The 21,929-nt window shown below is 65.2% G+C and carries 16 protein-coding genes; 10 read left to right on the plus strand and 6 right to left on the minus strand.

All coding sequences use genetic code 11. The features are described from left to right. Positions 1-61: 61 nt before the first annotated feature. Positions 62-1,042: an NADP-dependent oxidoreductase gene (locus ACSE4D_RS02190; RefSeq protein WP_205683302.1), complete on the minus strand. Its 981-nt coding sequence runs from the start codon at positions 1,040-1,042 to the stop codon at positions 62-64. Between the two features lie 423 nt (positions 1,043-1,465). Between ACSE4D_RS02190 and ACSE4D_RS02195 the strand changes: the two genes are divergently transcribed. After that, positions 1,466-2,839: an MFS transporter gene (locus tag ACSE4D_RS02195; protein ID WP_135537991.1), complete on the plus strand. Its 1,374-nt coding sequence runs from the start codon at positions 1,466-1,468 to the stop codon at positions 2,837-2,839. Positions 2,840-3,013: 174 nt separating this feature from the next. Here ACSE4D_RS02195 and ACSE4D_RS02200 read toward each other — a convergent pair whose 3' ends face one another. After that, positions 3,014-3,985, minus strand: coding sequence for an NADPH:quinone oxidoreductase family protein (locus ACSE4D_RS02200; RefSeq protein ID WP_436326612.1), 972 nt, complete (start codon positions 3,983-3,985; stop codon positions 3,014-3,016). A gap of 176 nt (positions 3,986-4,161) precedes the next feature. On the opposite strand from ACSE4D_RS02200, the gene ACSE4D_RS02205 reads away from it, so the two are divergent. From ACSE4D_RS02205 to ACSE4D_RS02220, 4 genes are all read left to right on the plus strand, one after another. After that, positions 4,162-5,184: a phosphotransferase family protein gene (locus ACSE4D_RS02205; RefSeq protein ID WP_436326613.1), complete on the plus strand. Its 1,023-nt coding sequence runs from the start codon at positions 4,162-4,164 to the stop codon at positions 5,182-5,184. Beyond that, on the plus strand, positions 5,181-5,975 hold the full coding sequence (locus tag ACSE4D_RS02210; protein ID WP_436326614.1) for an SDR family oxidoreductase: 795 nt from the start codon (positions 5,181-5,183) through the stop codon (positions 5,973-5,975). Before ACSE4D_RS02205 ends, ACSE4D_RS02210 begins: the two co-directional genes overlap by 4 nt. 45 nt (positions 5,976-6,020) lie before the next feature. Next, positions 6,021-7,226: an acyl-CoA dehydrogenase family protein gene (locus ACSE4D_RS02215; protein ID WP_436326615.1), complete on the plus strand. Its 1,206-nt coding sequence runs from the start codon at positions 6,021-6,023 to the stop codon at positions 7,224-7,226. A gap of 84 nt (positions 7,227-7,310) precedes the next feature. Continuing rightward, entirely contained in the window at positions 7,311-9,029 is a 1,719-nt protein-coding gene (locus ACSE4D_RS02220; protein WP_436326616.1) for a class I adenylate-forming enzyme family protein, read from the plus strand. A 112-nt stretch (positions 9,030-9,141) separates the two neighbouring features. Here ACSE4D_RS02220 and ACSE4D_RS02225 read toward each other — a convergent pair whose 3' ends face one another. The 3 genes from ACSE4D_RS02225 to ACSE4D_RS02235 all read right to left on the minus strand — a co-directional run bounded on the left by ACSE4D_RS02225 (position 9,142) and on the right by ACSE4D_RS02235 (position 13,192). Further along, positions 9,142-9,375 carry a hypothetical protein gene (locus tag ACSE4D_RS02225; protein WP_436326617.1) on the minus strand — a complete coding sequence of 78 codons (234 nt, stop codon included), beginning with the start codon at positions 9,373-9,375 and terminating at the stop codon, positions 9,142-9,144. 80 nt (positions 9,376-9,455) lie between these two features. Beyond that, positions 9,456-12,062 carry an AAA family ATPase gene (locus ACSE4D_RS02230; RefSeq protein WP_436326618.1) on the minus strand — a complete coding sequence of 869 codons (2,607 nt, stop codon included), beginning with the start codon at positions 12,060-12,062 and terminating at the stop codon, positions 9,456-9,458. After that, positions 12,059-13,192, minus strand: coding sequence for a metallophosphoesterase family protein (locus ACSE4D_RS02235; protein ID WP_135537975.1), 1,134 nt, complete (start codon positions 13,190-13,192; stop codon positions 12,059-12,061). Before ACSE4D_RS02235 ends, ACSE4D_RS02230 begins: the two co-directional genes overlap by 4 nt. 229 nt (positions 13,193-13,421) lie before the next feature. Here ACSE4D_RS02235 and ACSE4D_RS02240 point away from each other — a divergent pair, with 229 nt between their 5' ends. From ACSE4D_RS02240 to ACSE4D_RS02250, 3 genes are all read left to right on the plus strand, one after another. Next, entirely contained in the window at positions 13,422-14,309 is an 888-nt protein-coding gene (locus ACSE4D_RS02240) for an ABC transporter ATP-binding protein (RefSeq protein ID WP_436326619.1), read from the plus strand. Positions 14,310-14,392: 83 nt separating this feature from the next. Next, complete coding sequence (locus tag ACSE4D_RS02245) at positions 14,393-15,436, plus strand: ABC transporter substrate-binding protein (protein WP_436326620.1); 1,044 nt, start codon at positions 14,393-14,395, stop codon at positions 15,434-15,436. Between the two features lie 3 nt (positions 15,437-15,439). Then, entirely contained in the window at positions 15,440-17,572 is a 2,133-nt protein-coding gene (locus tag ACSE4D_RS02250; RefSeq protein ID WP_436326621.1) for an iron ABC transporter permease, read from the plus strand. 90 nt (positions 17,573-17,662) lie between these two features. On the opposite strand, the gene ACSE4D_RS02255 is transcribed toward ACSE4D_RS02250, so the two are convergent. Then, positions 17,663-18,586 carry a LysR family transcriptional regulator gene (locus ACSE4D_RS02255; RefSeq protein WP_436326622.1) on the minus strand — a complete coding sequence of 308 codons (924 nt, stop codon included), beginning with the start codon at positions 18,584-18,586 and terminating at the stop codon, positions 17,663-17,665. A 64-nt stretch (positions 18,587-18,650) separates the two neighbouring features. Between ACSE4D_RS02255 and mqo the strand changes: the two genes are divergently transcribed. Beyond that, positions 18,651-20,138 carry a malate dehydrogenase (quinone) gene (gene mqo, locus ACSE4D_RS02260; protein ID WP_436326623.1) on the plus strand — a complete coding sequence of 496 codons (1,488 nt, stop codon included), beginning with the start codon at positions 18,651-18,653 and terminating at the stop codon, positions 20,136-20,138. Positions 20,139-20,340: 202 nt separating this feature from the next. Further along, entirely contained in the window at positions 20,341-21,909 is a 1,569-nt protein-coding gene (locus ACSE4D_RS02265; protein ID WP_436326624.1) for an ABC transporter substrate-binding protein, read from the plus strand. Positions 21,910-21,929: the final 20 nt, after the last annotated feature.

The raw sequence follows: 21,929 nt of genomic DNA on the forward strand, positions 1-21,929 counted from the left end.
GGGCCTGCGTTTCGCATTCGGGCAACGAAGGCGCCGTGATGTGTCCCTCACTCCGGCGTTTTCAGACGACTGTCAGGACGAGCTTGCCTGCCGTGCGATTGGTCTGCAGCTCCTCGTGCGCCCTGGCCGCTTCTTCCAAGGGGAACGTGCCGGCGATCGAGGCACGCAGCTGACCGGTTTCAACGAGATCGGCGATCGCCGTCATTCCTGCATGGTCGGCTTCGACGAGGATGTTCTCGATGCGCATTTCCTGCGCTGCGGCCTGCTCGGACATGCCCTCCAACGGGATCGGAATGGTCGAGACGAGGATTCCGCCTCTTCTCATCGTCTGCAGCGAACGCGGCTGGTACTCCCCACCGATCGTGTCGAGGACGATATCGATGTCCTGCGCTGCCTCGGCGAAGTCGACCTCGTGATAGTCGATCACCTCATCCGCGCCCAGATCACGGACGAAGCCGTGCTTCGGTGCGCTCGCAGTTCCGATCACATAGGCGCCCCGGGCCTTCGCGATCTGCACAGCCAGATGGCCGACTCCTCCCGCAGCGGCATGGATGAGGACTCGGTCGCCTTCTGCCATCTCGGCGGTGTCGACGAGAGCCTGCCACGCAGTCAGAGCCGCAAGGGGGATCGCCCCGGCCTGCACATGGTCGATGCCCTCCGGCTTCGGGACGAAGGCACGGGTCGGGGCGAGGACGAATTCGGCATGGGCCCCCACACCGAAGGGATACGGCAGCATGCCGAAGACTTCGTCGCCGGGCTTGAACAGGGTGACTCCGATGCCCACGGCCTCGACGACACCGGAAACGTCCCAGCCGAGGACGAACGGCGGTGCTGGGAGGAAGGCACGGTGGCCTCGGTGTTTCCAGTCCGTGGGGTTCATACCAGCGGCGTGGACGCGGACGAGGATCTGGGATGGGCCCGGCTTCGGGACGGGCAGCTCGACCTCATGGAGGACTTCGGGGCCTCCGAGCTCGTCCTGGCTGATGGCCCGCATCGTGGCCCTGTCAGAGATGACTGATGTATCCGCGTTCGTTTCCGTCATGGCCCTATCTTCCCGCGTCTTTCGGGCGAGCGCCAGGGGGCGTCGACCGGTTCGAAATCGCTGCGCGGGCGAAGGGTCCGTCCGAGCGCCGGGGAGATCCGATGTCGATGCGAAGCACCAAAGCGCGAACACTACTCCGTACTTCGCTCAGCACGAAGTCAGCCATGAAAGAGACTTTGTGTCAAGAGAATTCAGATAACGATAACTGAAGAGTTTCCTGGGAAACCCCGTGGGGGCGCCGATTCCCCGTCGGCAGAGTATTTCCCCAGGTCAGACGCTCACATTCCTCGGAGGTCGACGTAGACACGCCGCCGGCTTGACAGACCCGGCACGTTGAAAGGCCCCGTCGATGCTCGTAGCGTTCGTAGTCGCTTCTCTCTTGAGGGCCACCTCGATGATGGCCCTGCACGATCGGAGGATCTTGTGAGTAACCCCAACACACATCCTGACGCCCAGGCCCCTGCCGAGGCAGACCTCAAGACGGTGCGCAAAGCCGTCGGCGCCTCTGCGCTGGGCAACGCCACCGAATGGTTCGACTACGGCCTCTACGCCGTATCCATCGTCTACATCACCGAGCACTTCTTTCCCGGCAGCCACGGCCAACTCCTGGCGCTGCTGACCTTCGCCGTCTCCTTCATCTTCCGCCCCCTCGGCGGCATCGTCTGGGGACCGATGGGCGACCGGCTCGGTCGCAAGCGCGTCCTGGCCCTGACGATCCTGCTCATGGCCGGATCGACCTTCTGCATCGCACTGCTGCCCAGCTTCGCGACGATCGGCGTCGCTGCACCGATCATCCTCGTGCTGCTGCGCGTCATCCAGGGCTTCTCCTCGGGAGGCGAGTACGGCGGAGCCGCGACCTTCATGGCCGAATACGCACCTGACAAGCGCCGCGGCTTCTTCGGCAGCTTCCTCGAATTCGGCACTCTGGCCGGAATGGCCGCCGGTTCGCTCTTCGTCCTGCTCCTGCAGCTGGGCCTCAGCGAAGAATCCATGATGGCTTGGGGTTGGAGGATCCCGTTCGTCTTCGCCGGTGTCCTCGGCGTCGTCGGGCTCTACATGCGTTCGCAGCTCGATGAGTCCCCCGTCTACGAGGAACTCGACAACGCCGAACAGGGCAAGTCGGTCAAGGAAGTCTTCCGCATTCTGTTCACCGACCACTGGAAGCAGCTGCTCATCCTCGGCGGAATGGTCGTCGCGGTCAACGTCGTGAACTACACGCTGCTGTCCTATATGCCTGCCTATCTCCAGGGGCCCGTCGGCATGGGATCGAATGCCTCGCTGACCGTGATGTTCTTGGCTCAGGCGTTCATGATGATTCTCATTCCCTTCGGCGGAATGCTCTCCGATAAGGTCGGGCGCAAGCCCGTCTGGTACTTCTCCCTCATCGGACTCTTCGTCGCAGCGATCCCGATGTTCATGCTCATGGCCAACGGCTTCGTCTGGGCCCTCGTCGGCCTGGCGGTCCTCGGACTCCTCTACATTCCGCAGATCTCGACGATCTCGGCGACGTTCCCGGCGATGTTCCCCGGTCCCGTGCGCTTCGCGGGCTTCGCGATCTCCTACAACGTCTCGACCGCACTGTTCGGCGGCACCGCGCCATCGGCGGCCGAGGCGCTCATCGGCGCCACGGGCAACACACTCATACCGGCCTACTTCGTCATGGGCGCCTGCCTCATCGGCTTCATCGCGGCGCTGTTCATGAAGGAGACCAAGGGCGCTTCACTGCGCGGATGCGGTCTGCCCGAAGAGGGCGCCGACATCGTCTTCGATGAGCCTGTGCTCTCCGGAGCGAAGTGATCGACGCGTCGACCTGACGAATCGCCTACGCCCGACCCGACCGACGGCGCTGCAGCGGAAATCTTCGCCTGCAGCGCCGTCGGTCATCTGAGTCCAAGGGGCCGGAGTGGTCTCGGTCCGCTGCCTATCGGGACCAGTTCGTCGCCGAAGAAGCCCCGGTCAGACGTCCACGGCTCAATCCCCGGCGACTTCGAGGATGACCTTGCCGCGGACAGAGCGTTCGTCGAGTTCCCTGAGCGCAGAGGCGGCGTCCGTCAGCGGGTAGGTCGCATGCCTGAGCGGGTTGAGGCGTCCGGCCGCCAGGTGCTCCCCCACAGCCTCCCACTGCTCGTGGATATAGGTCGGGCTGCCCCAGGTCGCCGCACCCCAGGCGACGCCGTCGACGGAGATGTTCTTGAGCAGCAGTCGGTTGACCTTGATCGAGGGGATCTCCCCAGCCGTGAAGCCGAGGACGAGCAGGCGTCCGAACGGGGCGAGTACGCGCGTGGAGTCAGTGAAACGATCTCCCCCGACCGGGTCGAAGACGAAATCGACGCCCTTCGGGCGGATCTCCTTCGTCGCATCCTTGAAGCCCTCGGCAAAGACCACATGGCTCACACCGAGTTCACGCACCGCCTCGGCCTTCGCCTCGGTCGAGACGACCGCGATGACGTCGAGCCCCATGGCCAGACCCAGCTGCACTGCCGCCGAGCCGAGACCGCCGGCGGCGCCATGGACGAGCAGGCTCTGACCTGGCTGCGCATTCGCTCGCACCCGCAGCGCGAAGTCGGCGGTGAGCACGTTCATCGGCATGCCGGCCGCATCGGCGAGCGTGACAGCGTCGGGGACCTTCACCGTGGCTTCGTCACCGGCGACGAGGTATTCGGCGAACGTGCCCGACCCCGTGATCGCCGCAACCCGGTCGCCTACGGAATAGCGGGAGTCCGGCCCCACCTCGACGACGACTCCGGAGGCCTCGGATCCGAGCGTGAAGGGCAGGTCGTGCTTGACCTGGTACATGCCGCGAGTCTGCAGCAGCTCAGGGAAGGTCACCCCGGCATACGCAACCTCGATGAGCACCTGTCCCGGTCCCGGGACCGGACGCTCCACCTCGGCGAATTCGACATCGTCGGGACCGGTCAGAGCGGTGACGCGAATGGCTTTCATAGTGTCCTCACTGTTGCTTGGTCACACACGGGGCCACCCCGGCCTCGGTGTCGGTGATCACTTCACCTCTATCACATCGGAGGCAGTGACCGTGATCACTTTCACCGCTTGACTCCCTCGCATGGTTTGAATACTGTGAACTCAACTGAACGATTGTTCACTCGGGAAGGTCAAGGATGACGCAGGAACCGGCAGGATTCGATGCGCAGCGCATCGGCAGATGGATCGAACGCAGGTTCGGCATCAGCGACTACGACGTCGAAGTGATGTCCGTCGGGCGTTCGAACCTCACGTTCACCATCACCGTCGACGGTCGACCCCGCTGGGTGCTGCGCCGCCCGCCCTTGGGCCACGAGGGCGGCAGCGCACACAACGTCGCCCGCGAGGGCCGGATCATGGCGGCCCTGTCCGACAGTGCCGTCCCGGTGCCGAGTGTCCTCGACATCGTCGACGATCCCGAGGTCCTCGACGTGCCCTTCGTCTTCATGGACCACTGCCCCGGTTCCCCGCTCAACACTCCCGCTGACTGGGCGGAGCTGCCGGAGACGAACCGACGCGACTGTGCCTTCGCAATGGTCGACGCACTGGCGGCCATCCACGCTGTCGACATCGACGCGGTCGGCCTGTCCGATCTGCGACGACCCGGCGGACTCATCGAACGACAGCTGCGACGCTGGCTGGGACAGGTCGAGGCGATCGCCATGCGCGAGACCCCAGCCATCCACGAGGTCCACGATGCGCTGCTCGAGGCCATGCCCGATCCGGCCGGGTCCCCGGTGGGAATCGCGCACGGAGACTTCAAACCCAACAACATGATCTTCTCCCCGACCGGCGCGGTCAATGCCGTCGTCGACTGGGAACTCACCGCCATCGGTGAAGTGCTCACCGACCTCGGCTATTTCGTCGCAATGCTCACCGTTCCCGAGGAGTACACGAGCATCTGGGTTCCGCGGGCCTCAGACGGGTTTCCCACCACGGCCGAACTCATCGACCGCTATCAGGAGGTCAGCGGCCACGAAGTCCACGACGTCGGCTACTACTCCGCGTTCGCGATGTGGAAGCTCGCCTGCATCCGCGAAGGCGTCTACACCCGCCTGGCGACGGGGAAGATGGGCGACCTCGACCTCGATCCCGAAGTCGCCGGCGAAGGCGTCGAAGACCTTGCCCGCCAAGCCCTCGAACTCCTGGAGAGATCATGACCTCGCATGTGTCCGGTAAGTCAGTCATCGTCACCGGTGCCGCTGGTGGGATCGGTGCCGCCCTGGCCGCCGAACTCATCGACCGCGGTGCCGCGGTCGTCCTCGCCGATCTCTCCCCCAGCGTCGCTGACACCGCGGCCGCGCTCGGCAGCAGCGCTCACGCGTGGACCGGGGACGTGTCTTCGGTGGCCGGGATCAGCGAGCTCATCGCCTTCGCCGATGACCGCCTCGGCGGGGTCGACGCATACTTCGCCAATGCCGGGATCATCGGTCCGGGGATGCTCGGGGACTCCGATGAGGACTGGGACACGATCATCGATGTGAACTTACGTGCTCACGTCCGTGCCGCCCAGGCCCTGGTTCCGCGCTGGCAGGAAGCCGGTTCGGGGTATTTCGTTGCGACTGCCTCCGCGGCCGGTCTGCTCACGCAGATCGGGTCGGCCGCCTATTCGGTGACCAAGCACGCCTCGGTCGGGTTCGCCGAATGGTTGGCCATGACGTACCGCGAGGACGGAATCCGCGCCTCGGTGATCTGCCCGATGGGCGTGAACACGAACCTCCTCGATGCCGCAGGAACCGACGGGGGTGCAGCACAGAAGGCAGTGACCTCAGCGGGGACTGTGCTCGAAGCCGAAGAGGTGGCGACCATCGTCGTCGACGCGGTCGAAGACGAGCAGTTCCTCATCCTCCCCCACCCCGAAGTGCTCGAGATGTACCGGATGAAAAGCAGCGATTACGACCGGTGGCTGCGCGGCATGTCGCGATACCAAGCACGTCTCAACGACCTCTGATCCTCACCGAACCCGACGAACCACAACGAAGCAGAAGGAGCCCACGTGTTGGAAACGACCGAACGGGGACGCGAATATCAGGAACGCCTCACGGCGTTCCTGGACGAATTCGTCTACGCAGCCGAACCGATCTACCACGAGCAGATGGCCGCCGCGGCCAGTCCGCACACGCAGCCGCAGATCCTCGAGGACCTCAAGGCAGAAGCGAAGAGGCAGGGACTGTGGAACCTGTTCCACCCGCACCCCGAATGGGGCCCGGGCCTGACGAACCTCGAATACGCGCCCCTGGCCGAGATCACCGGTCGCAGCATCGAGATCGCGCCGGAGGCCATCAACTGCAACGCCCCGGATACCGGAAATATGGAGGTCTTCACCCTCTTCGGCACCGATGAGCACAAGGAGAAGTACCTGCGCCCTCTGCTCGAGGGCACGATGGCCTCGGCCTTCGCGATGACCGAACCGGCCGTGGCCAGTTCCGATGCCACAAACGTCGAGATGCGCATGGACCGCACCGACGAGGGCTTCGTGCTCAACGGGCGGAAGTGGTTCGCCTCCAACGGCATGCACCCGAACTGCCGTGTGCTCATCGTCATGGGCAAGACCGATCCCACCGCCGAGGTGCACCGGCAGCAGTCCATGCTCGTCGTGCCCATCGACGCCCCCGGGGTGAATGTGGTCCGCAACCTTCCCGTCTTCGGCTATGCGGACCGGGAAGGGCATGCCGAGATCGTGTTCGAGGATGTGCTCGTGCCGTTCAAGGACATCCTCAAGGGTGAGGGCGAAGGCTTCGCCATCAGCCAGGCCCGTCTGGGTCCCGGACGCATCCACCACTGCATGCGCGCCATCGGGGCCGCCGAACGCGCACTCGAGCTCATGGTCAAGCGTGCCGAGGAGCGGGTGACCTTCGGTGAGAAGCTCTCGAGCCGGGCGAACATCCAGGACTGGGTCGCCGAGTCCCGGATCGAGATCGATCAGGCCCGACTGCTCACCCTGCATGCCGCGGACATGATGGACAAGTACGGCAACAAGGTCGCGAAGAACGAGATCGCCGAGATCAAGGTCGTCGCCCCCAGCATGGCGCTCAAGGTCATCGACCGGGCCATCCAGGTCCACGGCGGAGGCGGCGTCACCGACGACTTCCCGCTGGCGAGGCTGTGGGCGCACATGCGCACACTGCGTCTGGCCGATGGCCCCGACGAGGTGCACAAGCGGTCGATCGCCCGCAATGAATTCAAGAAGTACCGCGGCTGATCCCACGTCGGCCGCGATACAGTGAAACACCACCGGGCCCGCCTGATGATGTGCGGGCCCGGTTACGCCGAGAAAGGATGTTCAATGACGAACAGTTGGTTCGACTCCCGCCCCTGGTTGACCACCTTGGGAGATGTCGCTCAGGAACCGTATGTGCTCCCGGACTCCACCCCGCTGGCCGACCTGGCAGCGACCGTGGCGGCCCACGGGGATGCCGAGGGCATCAACTACTACGGATTCAGCCTCACCTGGGCCGAATTCGACCAGTGGTCGACCGCCTTCGCCGCTTTCCTCACCGCACACGGCATCGGGCCCGGTGATCGCGTGGGCATCTACGATCAGAATTCTCCCGCCTTCGTGGTCTCGACCTACGGGATCTGGAAGGCCGGCGGCACGGTGGTTCCTCTCAACCCGATGTATCGCGGGGAACTGACACACATCTTCGCCGATTCCGAGATCAAAGGGCTCGTCGTCTCTCAGGCGGCTTACCTCGACCGGGTCAAGGACTACGCAGCGGATCTCCCCCTCGTCGTGCTCAACGACGACCGGAATTTCCAGACCGAAGGGCCGGAAGCGATCTTTGGGATGTTCGCTCAGATGCCGCGTTTCGCAGATCTTCCCGCCGAAGACGGCCGGTTCGAGTTCTCCGCGGTCGTGTCCGACAACCTCAGCACCGACTTCACCCCGCACTCCCCCGAACCGTCCGACCTCGGGCTCATCGCCTACACGTCGGGAACGTCCGGAAGGTCGAAGGGCGCTGCGGCAACGCATGCGAACATTTCGAGCAACTCCCGGTACTGCCTGCGCAATACCGACCATGAAGTCGGCGACGGATTCGTCTCCCTCGCACCGCTGTTCCACATCACCGGCTTCATCTGCCAGTTCCTCGCGGCCGTGGCCGGCGCTGCCCGGTTCAGCCTCAACTACCGGTTCGATCCCGGTTCGCTCATCGACCTGTGTGCTCGAGAGAAGCCGTCGTATATGGCCGGTCCCGCCACGATCTACACGGCGATGCTGGCGCATCCGAACTTCGCAGCGGAGAAGTTCGCATCGTTCAAGTCGCTCATGTCCGGAGGCGCACCGCTGCCGGAGGGGCTGGTGAATAAGTTCGAGGAACGCGCGAAGATCTATGTCGGACAGGGCTACGGTCTGTCCGAGACCTGCGCCCAGGTCGCTACCGTCCCCCGCGGCTTCAAGGCGCCGGTCGACCCTGACAGCGGCAACCTCGCCTGTGGCCTCCCTCAGCCCGACGCGATGATCCGCATCCTCGACGACAATGGTGAACCAGTCGGCCCGGATGAGGTCGGCGAAGTCGCGATCTCCGGTCCGCAGGTGGTCTCGAGCTACCTCAACAATCCGCAGGCCACTGCCGAGCAGATCCCGAACGGTGAGCTGCACACCGGTGACGTCGGTTTCATGAACGAGGACGGCTGGCTGTTCATCGTCGACCGGAAGAAGGACATGATCAATGCCTCGGGCTTCAAGGTCTGGCCGCGTGAGGTCGAGGACGTCCTCTACATGCACCCGGCTGTCCAGGAGGCCGCCGTCGTCGGCATTCCCGACGACTACCGCGGAGAGGACGTCGCGGCCTTCGTCACCCTGCAGCCCGGCGCCGAGGCGACCGCGGAGGAGATCATGACGTTCTGCCGCACGAAGCTCGCCTCATACAAGGCTCCGCACCAGGTGAGCTTCATCGATCAGCTGCCGAAGACGAGTTCGGGCAAGATCCTGCGCCGAACCATTCGGGCCGATGCCGTCGAAGCCGCCGAGGCGGCGCGCAGGGCAGCGACGAACTCGAAGTGAGGCTGCGCGGCTGAGTAACCGACGCTTCGGAGGAGAGAGGAAGGGCCGCTCGCCGGATCCCGCTCCAGGAATTCAAGACAACCGGTGCCGGTCACAGGACAACCGGTGCCGGTCAGGGGATGCGGGAAGCGGGGTACCGGTCGGCTTCGCTGATGATCTCTGGGCTCAGGTCCTCGTCGTCGACGATCCCCACCGTTTCCCACCGTCCGTGGACCGGGCACTTCTGGTACCGGTAAGCGCCGAGACGGATTGACTTGAACGACACCAAGGGGATCCAACGTGTCCGGTAGTACCCGCCGCCTGAGCAGCGGACGATGACTTCGTCTATGTATGTCTTCTCAACCATGGCCTCAGGTTAACGCATGGCAGCTGTACAGCTGAGGGGGAAGGCAGCTGTTTGCCGACGTCAGGCGGGAGTGGCCGACCTCAGGTCAGGCTGACGGTCTCCGCACCGCCGATGCTCCCGAAACGGTCGGGCTGGCAGGTGAGCAGGATGACCTGAGCGTTGCGGCCGACATTGCCGAGGATGACGTTGAGCGCGGCCAACCGCTTCTCATCGGAGAAGCCGAACGCGTCGTCGAGGATGACCGGAGCACCCGAGCTCTCGTCGACAAGCGTGGCCACGGCGAGTCGGCCGATGAGAGCCAGCTGCTCCTTCGTCCCGCCCGACAGCGAGTCGAAGGCGACTGTGCGGCCGTTGAGTGTGCGAGAGACGATCTCGAGGTCCTCGGAGATCTCCACCGACAGTCCTTGACCGAAGATCACCCGGCCGAGGCGTTCGATCTGCTCCTTGAACGGGGCCACGTACTTCCGCTGCGCTTCTTCCTTGTGCGCGAGCACGGTCTCCTTGAGCAACCGGATCGCTTCGGCTTGACGACGTACTCGGTTGAGGTCCGATCGCAGCGATTCGAGCTTCTCCTCCGCCGCTTTGAGCTGATCGTAGATGCCCTCCCCGGCCCGGTCATCGATGAGTGCCGAGAGACGGTCGACTTCCTGCCGGTCGGAGTCCTGCTGCTTCTGTTTGCTCTCGAGCAGCTGAACGGCATTCTGCAGCCGCATCTCCAGGGTCTCCGGATCCGCCGCCTCGTATCGTGCACGAGCCGACGCCGCAGCAGTCGCAAGTTCCTCCGAATGCTCTGCCGCGCTCGTGACCGCGACCTCGAGTGCCTCGTCGGATTTCGCTTCTCGCTCAGACGCGAGTCGGGTGGTGAGGGTCTTCAGGGTCGTCGACGCCTGCTCGAAGTGGGCCTGGGCGCGAACCGCCGCGACTCGCGCCTCGTCTCGATCGACGCGAGTGCGATCGAGCGCCGCCCGCGCGGACTCGACGGCTTCCTGTGCACTCTCACCGTGTGCTGTTGCCCTTTCAACGGCCTTTTCGAGGTCTTCGACGGAATCTTCATCGCCGTTGTTCTCGTCTGCCGAGTCACCGGCCAGCAGTTCGGCTCGAGACAGCGCCGCATCGAGTCCGGCTCGGTCGTCGTCGCCGATGAGCACACGCAGGGTGGAGTTCGCTTCGGCCAGAACCGCTTCGGCTGCGGTGCGCACATCGGCGCGCTCACGCGCCTCGGCGAGGGTGTCGACCCCGAGCCGGTCGAGTTCGGCATCGAGCGCGGTCTGCGCGGAATCGACCGCCCGGTCGAGCTCGGCCGGTGACTGGCCGGGGCGCACAGTGATGTCGGCGGCCTCATCGATGATGATCCGCATGTCTTTGACGACGGCGAATTCTTCGGTCGAGTCTGCTGACAGTGCTGTGCCGTCGATGCTGACGCTCCTCGCGCCGAGACGGGTGGCGACGATCTGCGCGGCAGCGGCAGTCTTCGTCTTCTCCGCGATCCGCACCTCGGTGACGAGGCTGCTGAGACGGTCGACATCGGCGGCGGTGACGGAGATCGATCCAATGTTCGCCTTCGCTTCGGTCGCTTTCTGCTCCTGTTCGCGGATGTTCCTCAGACGTCGGCGCAGTTCGCTGACCTCGCGGCGGGCGCGGGCTCGAGCGAGGTTCGCCGATGCCGTCTTCGACTCGTGTCGCGCCTCGTCGAGCGTATTCTGCTTCGCTTCCAGCTCGTTCTGTGCCTCTGCGAATTCGGTGTCGTGTTCGCTTTCGGCACTCACGGCTTTGTCACGGTCCGCTTCGGCAGCCTGGAGGGCTTTCTGCGCGGCCGTGGTCTCGGTGATGAGTTCCTGACGACGGTCCCTGGCTTCGACCGCTCGCTGCTCTTCGCGCTGCGCGGACTCTGCCGACTCGCGGGCTCTGTCGAGTTCGGCCTTGAGTCCGGACAGCGCTTGGGAGGCTTCTTCGGCTTCTGCCCTTTCGGTGACTGCCGCCTTCAGCTGCTCATTCACGCTGTTCAGCCGGTCAGTGGCGCGGGCATGCCGGTCGATGAGCGCATCCATGTCCTCGCTGCGGGCGACCAGGTTCTCATACAGCTCCTCGGCTGCCGGGAATTCCTCGCCGAGCCTCTTCAATTCGCCGGTCTCTTTGCCCCTGGCGGTGAAGTGTTTGCCGTATTCGGCCTCGACCCGGTTGAGGAAGGCGTCGTGGTCGGCCGGTTCTTCTCCCGATTCGTTCAGTGCACCGTGCAGGGCTTTGATCTCGGCCAATGAGGCTTGAGCCAGGCTTCTGCCCTGCGCGACGTCGAGGGCGTCGAGCAGATCCACGTCGACGGTGTCGTCGAGGATGGCGAGGAACCGTTCGTGGGCTTCGTCGCCGCTGAGCTGTTCCGGGACGGGGCGCAGGATGTTCAGCTCGGTGAAGGACTGTTTGAGCCAGCGTTTGCTGTAGCGGACTTCGTATTCGCCGGTCGTCAGGTGCAGCTCGACTTCGGGGCCGACGTCGGAGCCGACGGGCTGGGTCTCCTTGACGCTGGCTTTGCGGGAGCTGGCTTTGTCTTCTCGCAGCTGGGTGATGGCCTGGTGGATCGAGGATTTGCCGATCTCGTTCGGACCTTCGACGATCGTCACCCCGGAACCGAATTCGACGGTGGCCTCGGCGATGCCACGATAGTTGACGAGGCGGATCGAGTGGAGTCTCATGAGTTGCTCCTGGCGAATCGGTAGAGCAGGCCGAGTGCGTCCTGGGCCGCCAGGGCTGAGTCGTCATCGGCCGTGGCGCGAGCGGAGAGCTCGTCGAGCGTCTCCTGCAGGTATCCGCTCAGTCCCAGGTCGGCGAAGTCCTCGTCTGCGGCGATGACGGCGAGATCAGTGTGCCTCTCCCACCAGGAGACGAGGGCGAAGAGGTCGGTGAAATGCTCGAGGATCTCATCGAGCCTGGCTTTCGCGGCCGTCGGCAGAGTGCCGCGCAGGACGAGCCACACCGCGGTCTTGTCTTTGTCGGCCACAGCGTTGAGTCGCTGTTCGAGCGCGTCGACATCGTCGGCGGAGTTGAGATCGGCTTCGACGACTGTGAATGTCCAGGTGCCGAGCGCGATCTTTTCGACCTCGGCCTCATGGGTGTCCGGGTCGATGTCGACGAGGAGGACATTGCCGGGGTCGTCTTCACGGCGCGAGGTGACTTCGGGGGCACCGGGGTACCAGATCCGTTCGGCGACCTCATAGGTGGCGTGCCGATCGCCGAGGGCGATGAACTGGGCACGGTTCTCGCGCAGCAGGGTCCGCAGATGGTCGGTGTCGATGGTCGCGACGGAATCCCGGTCAGGATTGAGAACGCTCACGGCGCCGTGACCGGCGATGATGCGGACGGAGCCGGGGGCCACCTCGGTGAGGTCTGCGGCAGCGGCGGCGACAAGATCGCCCTGGGGGTGTTTGGAGAACCACGGAGCTCCGACGATCTCGGTTCCCGGGATCACTTCGAAGGGCTCACTGTCCCGGAGCACATGAACGTGGGCGGGCACTCTCCGCGTGAAGGCCGAGGAGTCGTAGATCGACGCTGCGTCCAAGGGGTCATGGTTGCCGGGCAGCAGGACGACGGGAACCGGGCACGAGGCGAGCGCTTCGAAGGTGCGGGCGATGATGGCCCGGTCGAGCTGATTGGTTTCGAAGACGTCGCCGCAGACGAGGACGAACTCCGCTCCCCTCTCCGCGGCGAGCGCGCCGATGCGCGAGACGGCATCGAGTCGGGCGCGGTGGAACCGCGGGCGGGCCTCCGCGCTGAGGAAGTGTGCCGTCATGCCCAACTGCCAGTCCCCCGTGGCGATGAATCTCATCTGCACCTCCTCATCTCATCCCCATCCTACGGGCGAGTGCCCACCATATCTTTCGCCACTGACATAAGTGACTCATAGCACGCTCGCGGTGCCGTTCCACCGCTTTCACCTCGGCAAACGCGAAGTCATACCGCACCAACGGACGGCGATTGCGCCGGTCTGTGGACCTCCGTAGACGCGAACCCGCGACCGCACGCAGCTAATTAGGTTAGGCTAAGCATTTGTGAACGTGACTGCATTGACCGCCTCAGGGCTGCTCCTGAAGTATGACCGGACCGAGGTCGTCCACGATGTCAGCCTGTCGATCGTCCCCGGACAGGTGACGGCTCTCCTCGGCCCCAACGGCTCGGGCAAATCGACCGTGCTGCGCTCTTTGGCTCGCCTCCACCCGATCGCCGCGGGCGATGTCGTCATCAGCGCCGCTGGCAATGCCGCCGGTGCCGAAACCCGCGGCGCCGAAGCAGGCGCAGCTGCCGAAGCAGGCAGCAGTGCCGCCGCCGGTTCCACCACCGACGCCGCCGCCCTGACAGCCAAGGAATTCGCCCGGACCGTCACTCTGCTCTCGCAGTCGCGCCCGCATCCGAGCGGAGTCAGCGTCCGTGAAGTCGTCACCTTCGGTCGGCACCCGCATCGGAAGCGCTTCGCCGGGCTCACGGATGCAGATCGCAGCGCCATCGACCGGGCACTGACCCTCACCGGCACCACGGACATGGCCGATCGGCCCGTCGATCAGCTCTCCGGCGGCGAACTCCAGCGCGTGTGGCTGGCCACCTGCCTGTCTCAGGACACCGGCGTGCTCCTACTCGACGAACCGACCAACCATCTCGACCTGCGCTACCAGGCGGAGATCCTCGACCTCATGCGCGAACTCGCCGACGACCACGGCATCGCCGTCGGCGTCGTCCTCCACGACCTCGGGCATGCCGCCACGGTGGCCGATCACGTGGTCCTGCTCGATCGGGGACGCATTCGCGCGGCCGGCACCTGCGAGGGCGTGTTCACCGCCGAAGTCCTCAGCGAGGTCTACGGCCTGCCCATCTCCACTCGCATCGACGACGACACAGGGCTGGTCAGGGTCGAAGCCCTCCACCGGCGACGCCGCCGCGCCGGCGTCTGAACCCAGGCGCCCCCAGCCGAATCACCTCACCGACCGAAAACCGAGACCGTCCGATCATTCATCGGCTCACCAGAGAGAAGACCATGACGACAACACCCCTGCCCCGTTCCGCATTCGCTGCGTTCGCCTCGGCGACGGCAATCTGCGCCCTCGCTCTGACCGGGTGCGGGACCACGCAGACCGACGCCCCCGCAGACGCGCAGTCGCAGTCCTCGGCCTCGTGCCAGGACGACTCGACCACCACCTCGACGGATCCGGTCACGGTCACCGATGACACCGGCCACGAGGTCTCCCTCGACAAGCCGGTGACGAAGGTCGTCTCGCTCGAGTGGCAGTACACCGAGGATCTGCTCACCCTGTGCGTCGACCCTGTCGCAGCGGCCGACGTCAAGGGATTCACCACGTGGGACACTGCAGAAGCGCTGCCCGAATCCACCACCGACGTGGGTACTCGTCAGGAACCCAATGTCGAGTCGATCCTCTCGGCCGACCCGGATCTCGTCATCATCGAGACGGCGAACCGCAAGGACAAGATCGTCGGGCAGCTCGAGGACCAGGGAATCCCCGTCATGGCAATGGCCGGTGCGAACGGAGACGACCCGGTCAAATACATGAAGGACACGTTCACCACCGTTGCCGAGGCGACCGGCCGCACCGAACGCGCCGAAGCCGTGCTCAGCGACTTCGACGCCGAGCTCCAGGACGCGAAGAAGACCATCGCCGAGGCGAAGCCGGAGACCACGGAATTCGTCTACTTCGACGGCTGGGTCAACGGCTCGAACGTTGCGCTGCGTCCCTTCGGGCAGGGTTCGCTCATCGGTGAGCTCGGCGAGGAACTGGGTCTGAAGAACGCGTGGACCGGCGAAGTCGACCCCGCGTACGGGCTGGGACAGACCGACGTCGAGGGCATCGCGAAGGTCGGCGAGGCGAACTTCTTCTACACCGGCACCGAGGACCCCGAGTCCGAGGATTACGTCGACTTGCTGAAGAAGAACGACATCTGGGCGAACATCCCTGCCGTCCAGGAGGACCGCGTCACCGCTTTCCCGGCCGGAATCTGGACCTTCGGCGGACCGAAGTCCTCCGAACAGGTCCTCAACGCCTACGTCGACGCGCTGACGAAGTAGTCCATGACCGCGACCGCACCCACGATGACCCCGCACGCAGGCCGGGAACCGGCGGCGCCGACCGTTGCCAGTCGGCGCGGCGGGGTCGTCGGTGCGTTGTCAGCCGCCGGGGTTCTGCTCGGGCTCATCATCGTCCTCGCCCTCCTCTCGATCTGGCACATCACCCAGGGCACCTCGGGAATCGGCGTCCGGGATCTGCTGGCCTCCCTCATCGGGTCGGATTCTCCCCTCGCCGAGGCGGGACCCGGTGTCCGTGACATCGTCCTCGGGTCGCGGCTGCCGCGCGTGGGGGCGGGCATCCTCGTCGGAATCGCTCTCGGCATCGCCGGGGCGCTGTTCCAATCCCTGGCGCGCAACCCCTTGGCCTCTCCGGATACCCTTGCGGTCACCGGCGGATCCTATTTCGCCGTCACCGTGGTCACCGCCTTCGGGATCAGCATCCCCATGTGGGCCTCGGGCGGGGTCGCGTTCCTCGGCGGTCTGCTCGCCGCAGCCCTCGTGCTCGGACTCGCCGGCGGTGCGGGGTCGTCGACGACGCGTCTGGTCCTGGCCGGAACGGCGACGGCGATGGCCCTGCAAGCGGGCACCTCGGCGCTGCTCATCCTCTTCTCCGAGGAGACGACGAGTCTCTTCGCGTGGGGTTCAGGAACCCTCAATCAGCTCGATGGCACCGCGGCCCTGCGCAGCATCCCGGTCATCGCGCTCATCCTCGTCGCGGCGATCGCCCTGTCCCGGCGTTTGGATCTGCTCGGACTCGGCGATGATGCGGCCTCCGCGTTGGGAGTCTCGGTCCGATCCACTCGGGCCATCGGGATCCTTCTCGCCGTCGTCCTCACCGCTACGGCGGTGACCCTGGCCGGACCGATCGGCTTCGTCGGGCTCTGCGCTCCCGTCATTGCCCGGCTGCTTGCCAAGGCCTTCCCGATCCTCGCCCGGCATGCCGTGCTCATTCCCGCGGCCGGGCTCATCGGGGCGATCATCGTCATCCTCGCCGATGCGGTGCTGCGGGCGATCATCGGCACCACTGCCGCGATCACCCTGCCGTCCGGGATGACGACGACGATCCTCGGCGCCATCGTGCTCGTCCTCCTCGTCCGGACGCTGCGCGCGTCGACACCCGCGCAGGCGACGTCTGCGGCACGGTCGACGGTGATCGGTCCCCGGCGAGCCGGTCTCGTCATCGGTGCCGGTGCCGTGCTGCTCCTCGTCGTCTCGATACTCGGGCTGCTCGTCGGGGAACGGCTCTACCTCCTCGGTGATGTCCTTCTGTGGCTGCAGGATCGGGCGGCGCCGGTCATCGATTTCGCGTTCGATTCGCGGTCTCCGCGGGTCGCGGCGGCGCTGGCCGCAGGTGCCGCTCTCGGGCTTTCGGGCACACTCGTCCAGGCCAGCGCCCGCAATCCTCTGGCCGAACCCGGTCTGCTCGGCATCACGGGCGGGGCCGGTCTGGGCGCGGTCATCGTCGTCACCGTGATCCCGGGTGCAGGGGTCGGGCTCGTCTCCGCCGTCGGCATCGCCGGTGCACTCGTGGCCTTCGCGATCGTCTACGGCCTGTCGTGGCGGGGCGGGATGAACACCGACCGTCTCGTGCTCGTCGGCATCGGCCTGTGGTTCGGATTCACCGCGCTGACCACGTTGTTCCTCGTCCGCGCGAACCCCTGGGACACCCCCGCCCTGTTCACCTGGCTGTCCGGTTCCACGTACGGCCGGGTGTGGGCCGATGTCGCGCCCGTCGCCGTGGTTCTGCTCATCGCGATCCCGGTGGCATTCGTGTGGACTCGAGAGCTCGATCTGCTCGCCCTCGATGACGACACTCCTCGACTGGTCGGTGTTGCCCGCGAACCGGTGCGCTTGAGCGTGCTCATCACTGCCGCCGTCCTCGCGGCCGTGAGCGTCTCGGCGGTCGGGGTCGTCGGGTTCATTGGTCTCGTCGCTCCGCACGCCGCCCGTGCTCTCGTCGGCAGCCGACATCTGCGAGTCGTACCCACTGCGATGATCCTCGGCGCGGTGGGGCTCGTCGTCGCCGACGCACTGGGTCGGACCGTCATCGCTCCCGCACAGATTCCGGCCGGGCTCATCGTCGCCCTCATCGGTGCCCCCTACTTCGTGTATCTGCTCGCCCGCTCGCGCGCCTGACCCGACCCGACCGCACCCTGCCGCCGGTCTGCACCGGCGGCAAGCAGGTTCTCAGCCGTCAGTCAGCCCCTGGGCTTTCTCTGTCGTCGGTCAGCCTTCGGGCCCGTCCTGTCGGGCCCAGCCGGCCGATTGTTCACGGACGAAGTCACGCAGGCGGGTCACCACGCGGCCGGGCCGGCGCACCGCCGAGCACAGGGCGATCTCCCGGACGTAGCCGGGCCCCCGCAGCTCCACCTCGGTGATGGTGTCCACCGGACGCCCGGCACGCGGAATGAGCGCCACACCCATCCCCCGGCCGACGAATTCGCGGATCGTCGAGAATTCCGTGACCTCGATCTTCACCTGCGGGACGAAACCGGCGGCTGCACACCATCGGTCGGTCAGCGTCCGCAGGTTGTAGCTCGCGGGAGTGGAGATGAATTCCTCTCCCGCCAGCTCGGCCACGGTGGTCTGCTTCCGCTCGGCCAGAGGATGGTCGGCAGGCACGGCGGCGACGACCGATTGGCTGGCGAGGATCTCGTGCGGAACCTCCGGCGGGGCCGGGATGATGATCGCCAGGTCGAGGGCACCGCGTTGCAGATCGGCGACGAGTTCGGCTCCGTGGGCCTGTTTGAGGTCGAGCCGGATGCCCGGATGGGCCCGGTTGAAAGCGGCCAGCAGGTCGGGGACCTCACCGGCGCCCATCGTCAGCGGGAATCCGAATCGGATCGTCCCATGCTCGGGATCGGCCACCTCGGCGGTGTCGGCCAGTGCCGTGTGGATCTCACGCAGGGGTGTGCGCACCGCCGCAACAAGATCCCTGGCCGCGTCGGTGAGACCGATGGCTCTGCCCCGCGGGACGGTCAACGGCACGCCGAGGCGGGACTCGAGGCTGTGGATGCGCCGGCTCATCGTCGACTGCGGGATGCCGAGCGACGCGGCCGCGTCGGTCAGATGCCCGTCCTCGTCGGCCAACGCGACCAATTCCCGCAGCGCCGCCAGCGGGACACCGCGAGGTTCAGATGACTGTTCCATATTCGGATCATACAATTCCAACCGCTCATTGGACGGATGATTCCGGGAGGCGCATGGTGAAAACATGACAACGCACACCGCTTCTTCCACGTCCCTTCCCGCCGCCGATGTCGTGCTCATCGGCGGCGGCATCATGTCAGCGACCCTGGGCTCGATGCTCGCTCTGCTCGAACCACAGTGGCGCATTCTCATGCTCGAACGCGCCGAGGACATCGCCGCAGAGAGCAGCGATCCCTGGAACAACGCCGGAACCGGGCATTCGGGCTTCTGCGAACTCAATTACATGCCGGATCCCGCCGACGGGTCGAAGGCGGCCTCGATCGCCGAGCAGTTCCACCTCTGCCGGCAATGGTGGGCGCATCTCGTGCGTCTGGGCCTGCTCGAGCCGAATGAGTTCATCCATCCGTCCACGCATATGAATCTCGTCTTCGGCGCCGAGGATGTCGCCTACCTGCGTACGCGGGTGACGACCCTGCGCGCTGACCCCCTGTTTGCGGACATGGAGTACACCGAGGATCCCGAGGTCATCGCCGAGTGGGCGCCGCTGACCATGGACGGACGACCGGATACCGGTGAGCCGATGGCGGCCGCGCGCCATCCTCGAGGCACGGATATCGACTTCGGCGCACTCACTCGTGCACTGACGAGGATCATCGCATCGGCCTCCGGTGAGGTGCGCACCGGTCACGAAGTCAATGGGCTCAACCGCACCGGGACGGGCTGGCAGATCACCGGTGCGTCACCGGCCGGGAGATTCCGGGTGCGGGCGAAGACCGTCTTCGTCGGAGCCGGCGGGTTCGCCCTGCGACTTCTGCAGAAGGCGAAGGTTCCTGAAGTCCGCGGCTATGCCGTCCTTCCGGTCGGGGCCGCGTTCTACCGGTGCTCGACACCGGCCGTGGTCGCCCGGCACCAGGCGAAGGTCTACGGTCAGGCCGATGTCGGCGCCCCGCCGATGTCGGTGCCGCACCTCGATCGACGAGTCGTCGACGGGCGGGAGCATCTGCTCTTCGGCCCGTATGCGACCTTCAGCACGAAGCTGCTCAAGCACGGTCGACTCACCGATTTCTTCACCACACTGCGATGGGACAATCTGCACGTCCTCGCCGCGGCCGGTGTGCAGAATCTTGATCTCGTCGCTTTCCTCGTCAAGGAGCTGGCGGCCGGTCCCACCCGAAAGTTCGCCCAGCTGCGACGGTATTTCCCCCAGGCGCGTCAGAACGAATGGACGCTCATTCCCGCAGGGCAGAGAGCACAGCTGGTCAGACCGGATCCCACACGGATCGGGATCCTCCAGCAGGGCACGGAACTCGTCGTCTCCGCCGACGGGTCGATCTCGGGTCTGCTGGGCGCGTCCCCCGGAGCATCGACGGCGATGCCGATCATGCTCGATCTGCTCAAACGCGCCTTCCCCACCCAATGGCACAACGCTTGGAAGACCGTCCTGTCCGAAGCCATCCCGGACAGGGACCGCACCGACTGGGACGCCGAGGCGGTCGCTCGTACGCTTGCCGACACCGATGCGCCCCTCGGGTTGGACCGGGTCGGTGGGTGATCGACATGAACACGGTCGCAGGCCGAACGCGAAAGCGCGGATTCGGCGGTGGAAGGGGCAATTGCACACGACTCCGTTTCGCCCGGTGCGACGTTGGCGGAAGCCCACAGCAGAAACCCCACAATGTTGTGGCAAGTTGAATTGCACAACCAGCGTTTCAACTCTAGTGTGACCTACAACACTGAACGTTTGGGAGATCACAATGAAGCGTCTGACCCGCAATTTCGTGGCAATCTGTTCGACTCTCGCGCTGACTGCGGGCCTTGCCGCCTGCAGCGGCGGTTCTGACGGCTCCGGGGGCGCCGGCGACACGATCGTCGCGGAGACAGCGTTCAATCTCAAGACGATCGACCCTCATCGACAGTTCGAGTTCACCGGCTCCACCATTGACAATGCCGTCTACCAGACGGCGCTCGAGTTCGAAGACGGTGACCTGACCAAACCGACCGACGGTCTCTGCTCATTCGAGATGTCCGATGACGACAAGGAGATGACGCTCACCCTCAAGGACAAGGATGCGAAATTCTCCAATGGTGATCCGGTCACGGTCGATGACATCGTCTTCTCCTTCGAGCGACTCCAGGGCATCAAGGGCAACCCCTCCTTCTTCCTCGATGGAGTGAAGGTGAAGAAGGTCGATGACGAAACTGTGAAGCTGATCAGCAAGGATCCCAATCCGGCCTTGCCTTACATCCTGCCGAACGCTTCGATCGGCATCGTGAATTCGAAGGTCGTCAAAGACAACGAGGGAACGACGGATGAGAACGACGGTGCCGAACAGTTCCTCAACGAGAACTCCCAAGGGTCGGGACCGTACAAGGTTGAGAAGTACGATGCCGACAGCCAGGTGGTGCTGACGGCGAACGAGCACTACAGCGGCCCGAAGCCGAAATTCAAGCGGGTGGTTCTGCGCAACGTCTCCGCCGAAACCCAACTGACCGATATCCAGTCCGGTCAGGCTCAGGTTGCCTACGATCTCAACGCCGATCAGGCGAAGCAGATCGACGAGTCGATGGGAAAGATCTCGAGCCTGCCGTCGACACGCAGCCTCTACATCTTCAACAACACCGATGAGAAGCTCGGCGGGCCCGCCGCCGATCCGAACTTCCGCAAGGCTGTGATGGCCGCGATCGACTATGACAAGCTCATCGATCTCGCGGGAGAGGGATCGCAGCGCATGGCCAGCCTCGTGCCGAACGAATTCGTCGGCGCAGTATCGAAGGACGACGCTCCTGAACGTGACCTCGCCAAGGCAAAGGCCCTTCTGAAGAAGGCCGGTTACGACGGGGAGAAGATCCCCTTCCACTACCCGAGCGATCAGTCCGTCAACGGCGTTGATCTGGCTCAGCTGGCGGAGACCCTGCAGGCACAGCTGAAGGAGGCCGACATCAACCTCGATCTCAAGCCTGCGCCGAGTTCGACTCAACTCGACGGGTTCCGCTCGGCCAAACAGCCCATGGGCATCGGCACCTGGGGTGCCGACTTTCCCGACCCGACGAACTACAACGTCTTCATCCCCGGCGGAAGCGTCGCCGAACGAGTCAACTGGGGAAAGGACGCCGATCCCAAGTTGGCAGAACTTGCAGCAGAAGCGTCGAAGGCCAAGGACAGTGACCGTGACGCTGCCTACAAGAAGCTGTACAAAGCGACCACGGACACCGGAGTGTGGATTCCACTGGTCCAGCCGGTCGACACCGTCGCCGTCGGGTCGAGCATCCAGAAGTTCGTCTCCAACGCTGACACCTCATTCGACTTCGCGAAGGCCGAGTGAGGATGGCGGGAGCCTCCACT

Source organism: Brevibacterium sp. FAM 27836 (assembly GCF_051351055.1).
Classification (GTDB): Bacteria; Actinomycetota; Actinomycetes; order Actinomycetales; family Brevibacteriaceae; genus Brevibacterium.

What these genes read in the sequence shown, in the direction of transcription:
- ACSE4D_RS02190 (WP_205683302.1), bottom strand. Translation starts at nt 1,042, where the DNA reads ATGACGGAAACGAACGCGGATACATCAGTCATCTCTGACAGGGCCACG.
- ACSE4D_RS02200 (WP_436326612.1), bottom strand. Translation starts at nt 3,985, where the DNA reads ATGAAAGCCATTCGCGTCACCGCTCTGACCGGTCCCGACGATGTCGAA.
- ACSE4D_RS02205 (WP_436326613.1), top strand. Translation starts at nt 4,162, where the DNA reads ATGACGCAGGAACCGGCAGGATTCGATGCGCAGCGCATCGGCAGATGG.
- ACSE4D_RS02210 (WP_436326614.1), top strand. Translation starts at nt 5,181, where the DNA reads ATGACCTCGCATGTGTCCGGTAAGTCAGTCATCGTCACCGGTGCCGCT.
- ACSE4D_RS02220 (WP_436326616.1), top strand. Translation starts at nt 7,311, where the DNA reads ATGACGAACAGTTGGTTCGACTCCCGCCCCTGGTTGACCACCTTGGGA.
- ACSE4D_RS02225 (WP_436326617.1), bottom strand. Translation starts at nt 9,375, where the DNA reads ATGGTTGAGAAGACATACATAGACGAAGTCATCGTCCGCTGCTCAGGC.
- ACSE4D_RS02230 (WP_436326618.1), bottom strand. Translation starts at nt 12,062, where the DNA reads ATGAGACTCCACTCGATCCGCCTCGTCAACTATCGTGGCATCGCCGAG.
- ACSE4D_RS02235 (WP_135537975.1), bottom strand. Translation starts at nt 13,192, where the DNA reads ATGAGATTCATCGCCACGGGGGACTGGCAGTTGGGCATGACGGCACAC.
- ACSE4D_RS02245 (WP_436326620.1), top strand. Translation starts at nt 14,393, where the DNA reads ATGACGACAACACCCCTGCCCCGTTCCGCATTCGCTGCGTTCGCCTCG.
- ACSE4D_RS02250 (WP_436326621.1), top strand. Translation starts at nt 15,440, where the DNA reads ATGACCGCGACCGCACCCACGATGACCCCGCACGCAGGCCGGGAACCG.
- ACSE4D_RS02255 (WP_436326622.1), bottom strand. Translation starts at nt 18,586, where the DNA reads ATGGAACAGTCATCTGAACCTCGCGGTGTCCCGCTGGCGGCGCTGCGG.
- mqo (WP_436326623.1), top strand. Translation starts at nt 18,651, where the DNA reads ATGACAACGCACACCGCTTCTTCCACGTCCCTTCCCGCCGCCGATGTC.
- ACSE4D_RS02265 (WP_436326624.1), top strand. Translation starts at nt 20,341, where the DNA reads ATGAAGCGTCTGACCCGCAATTTCGTGGCAATCTGTTCGACTCTCGCG.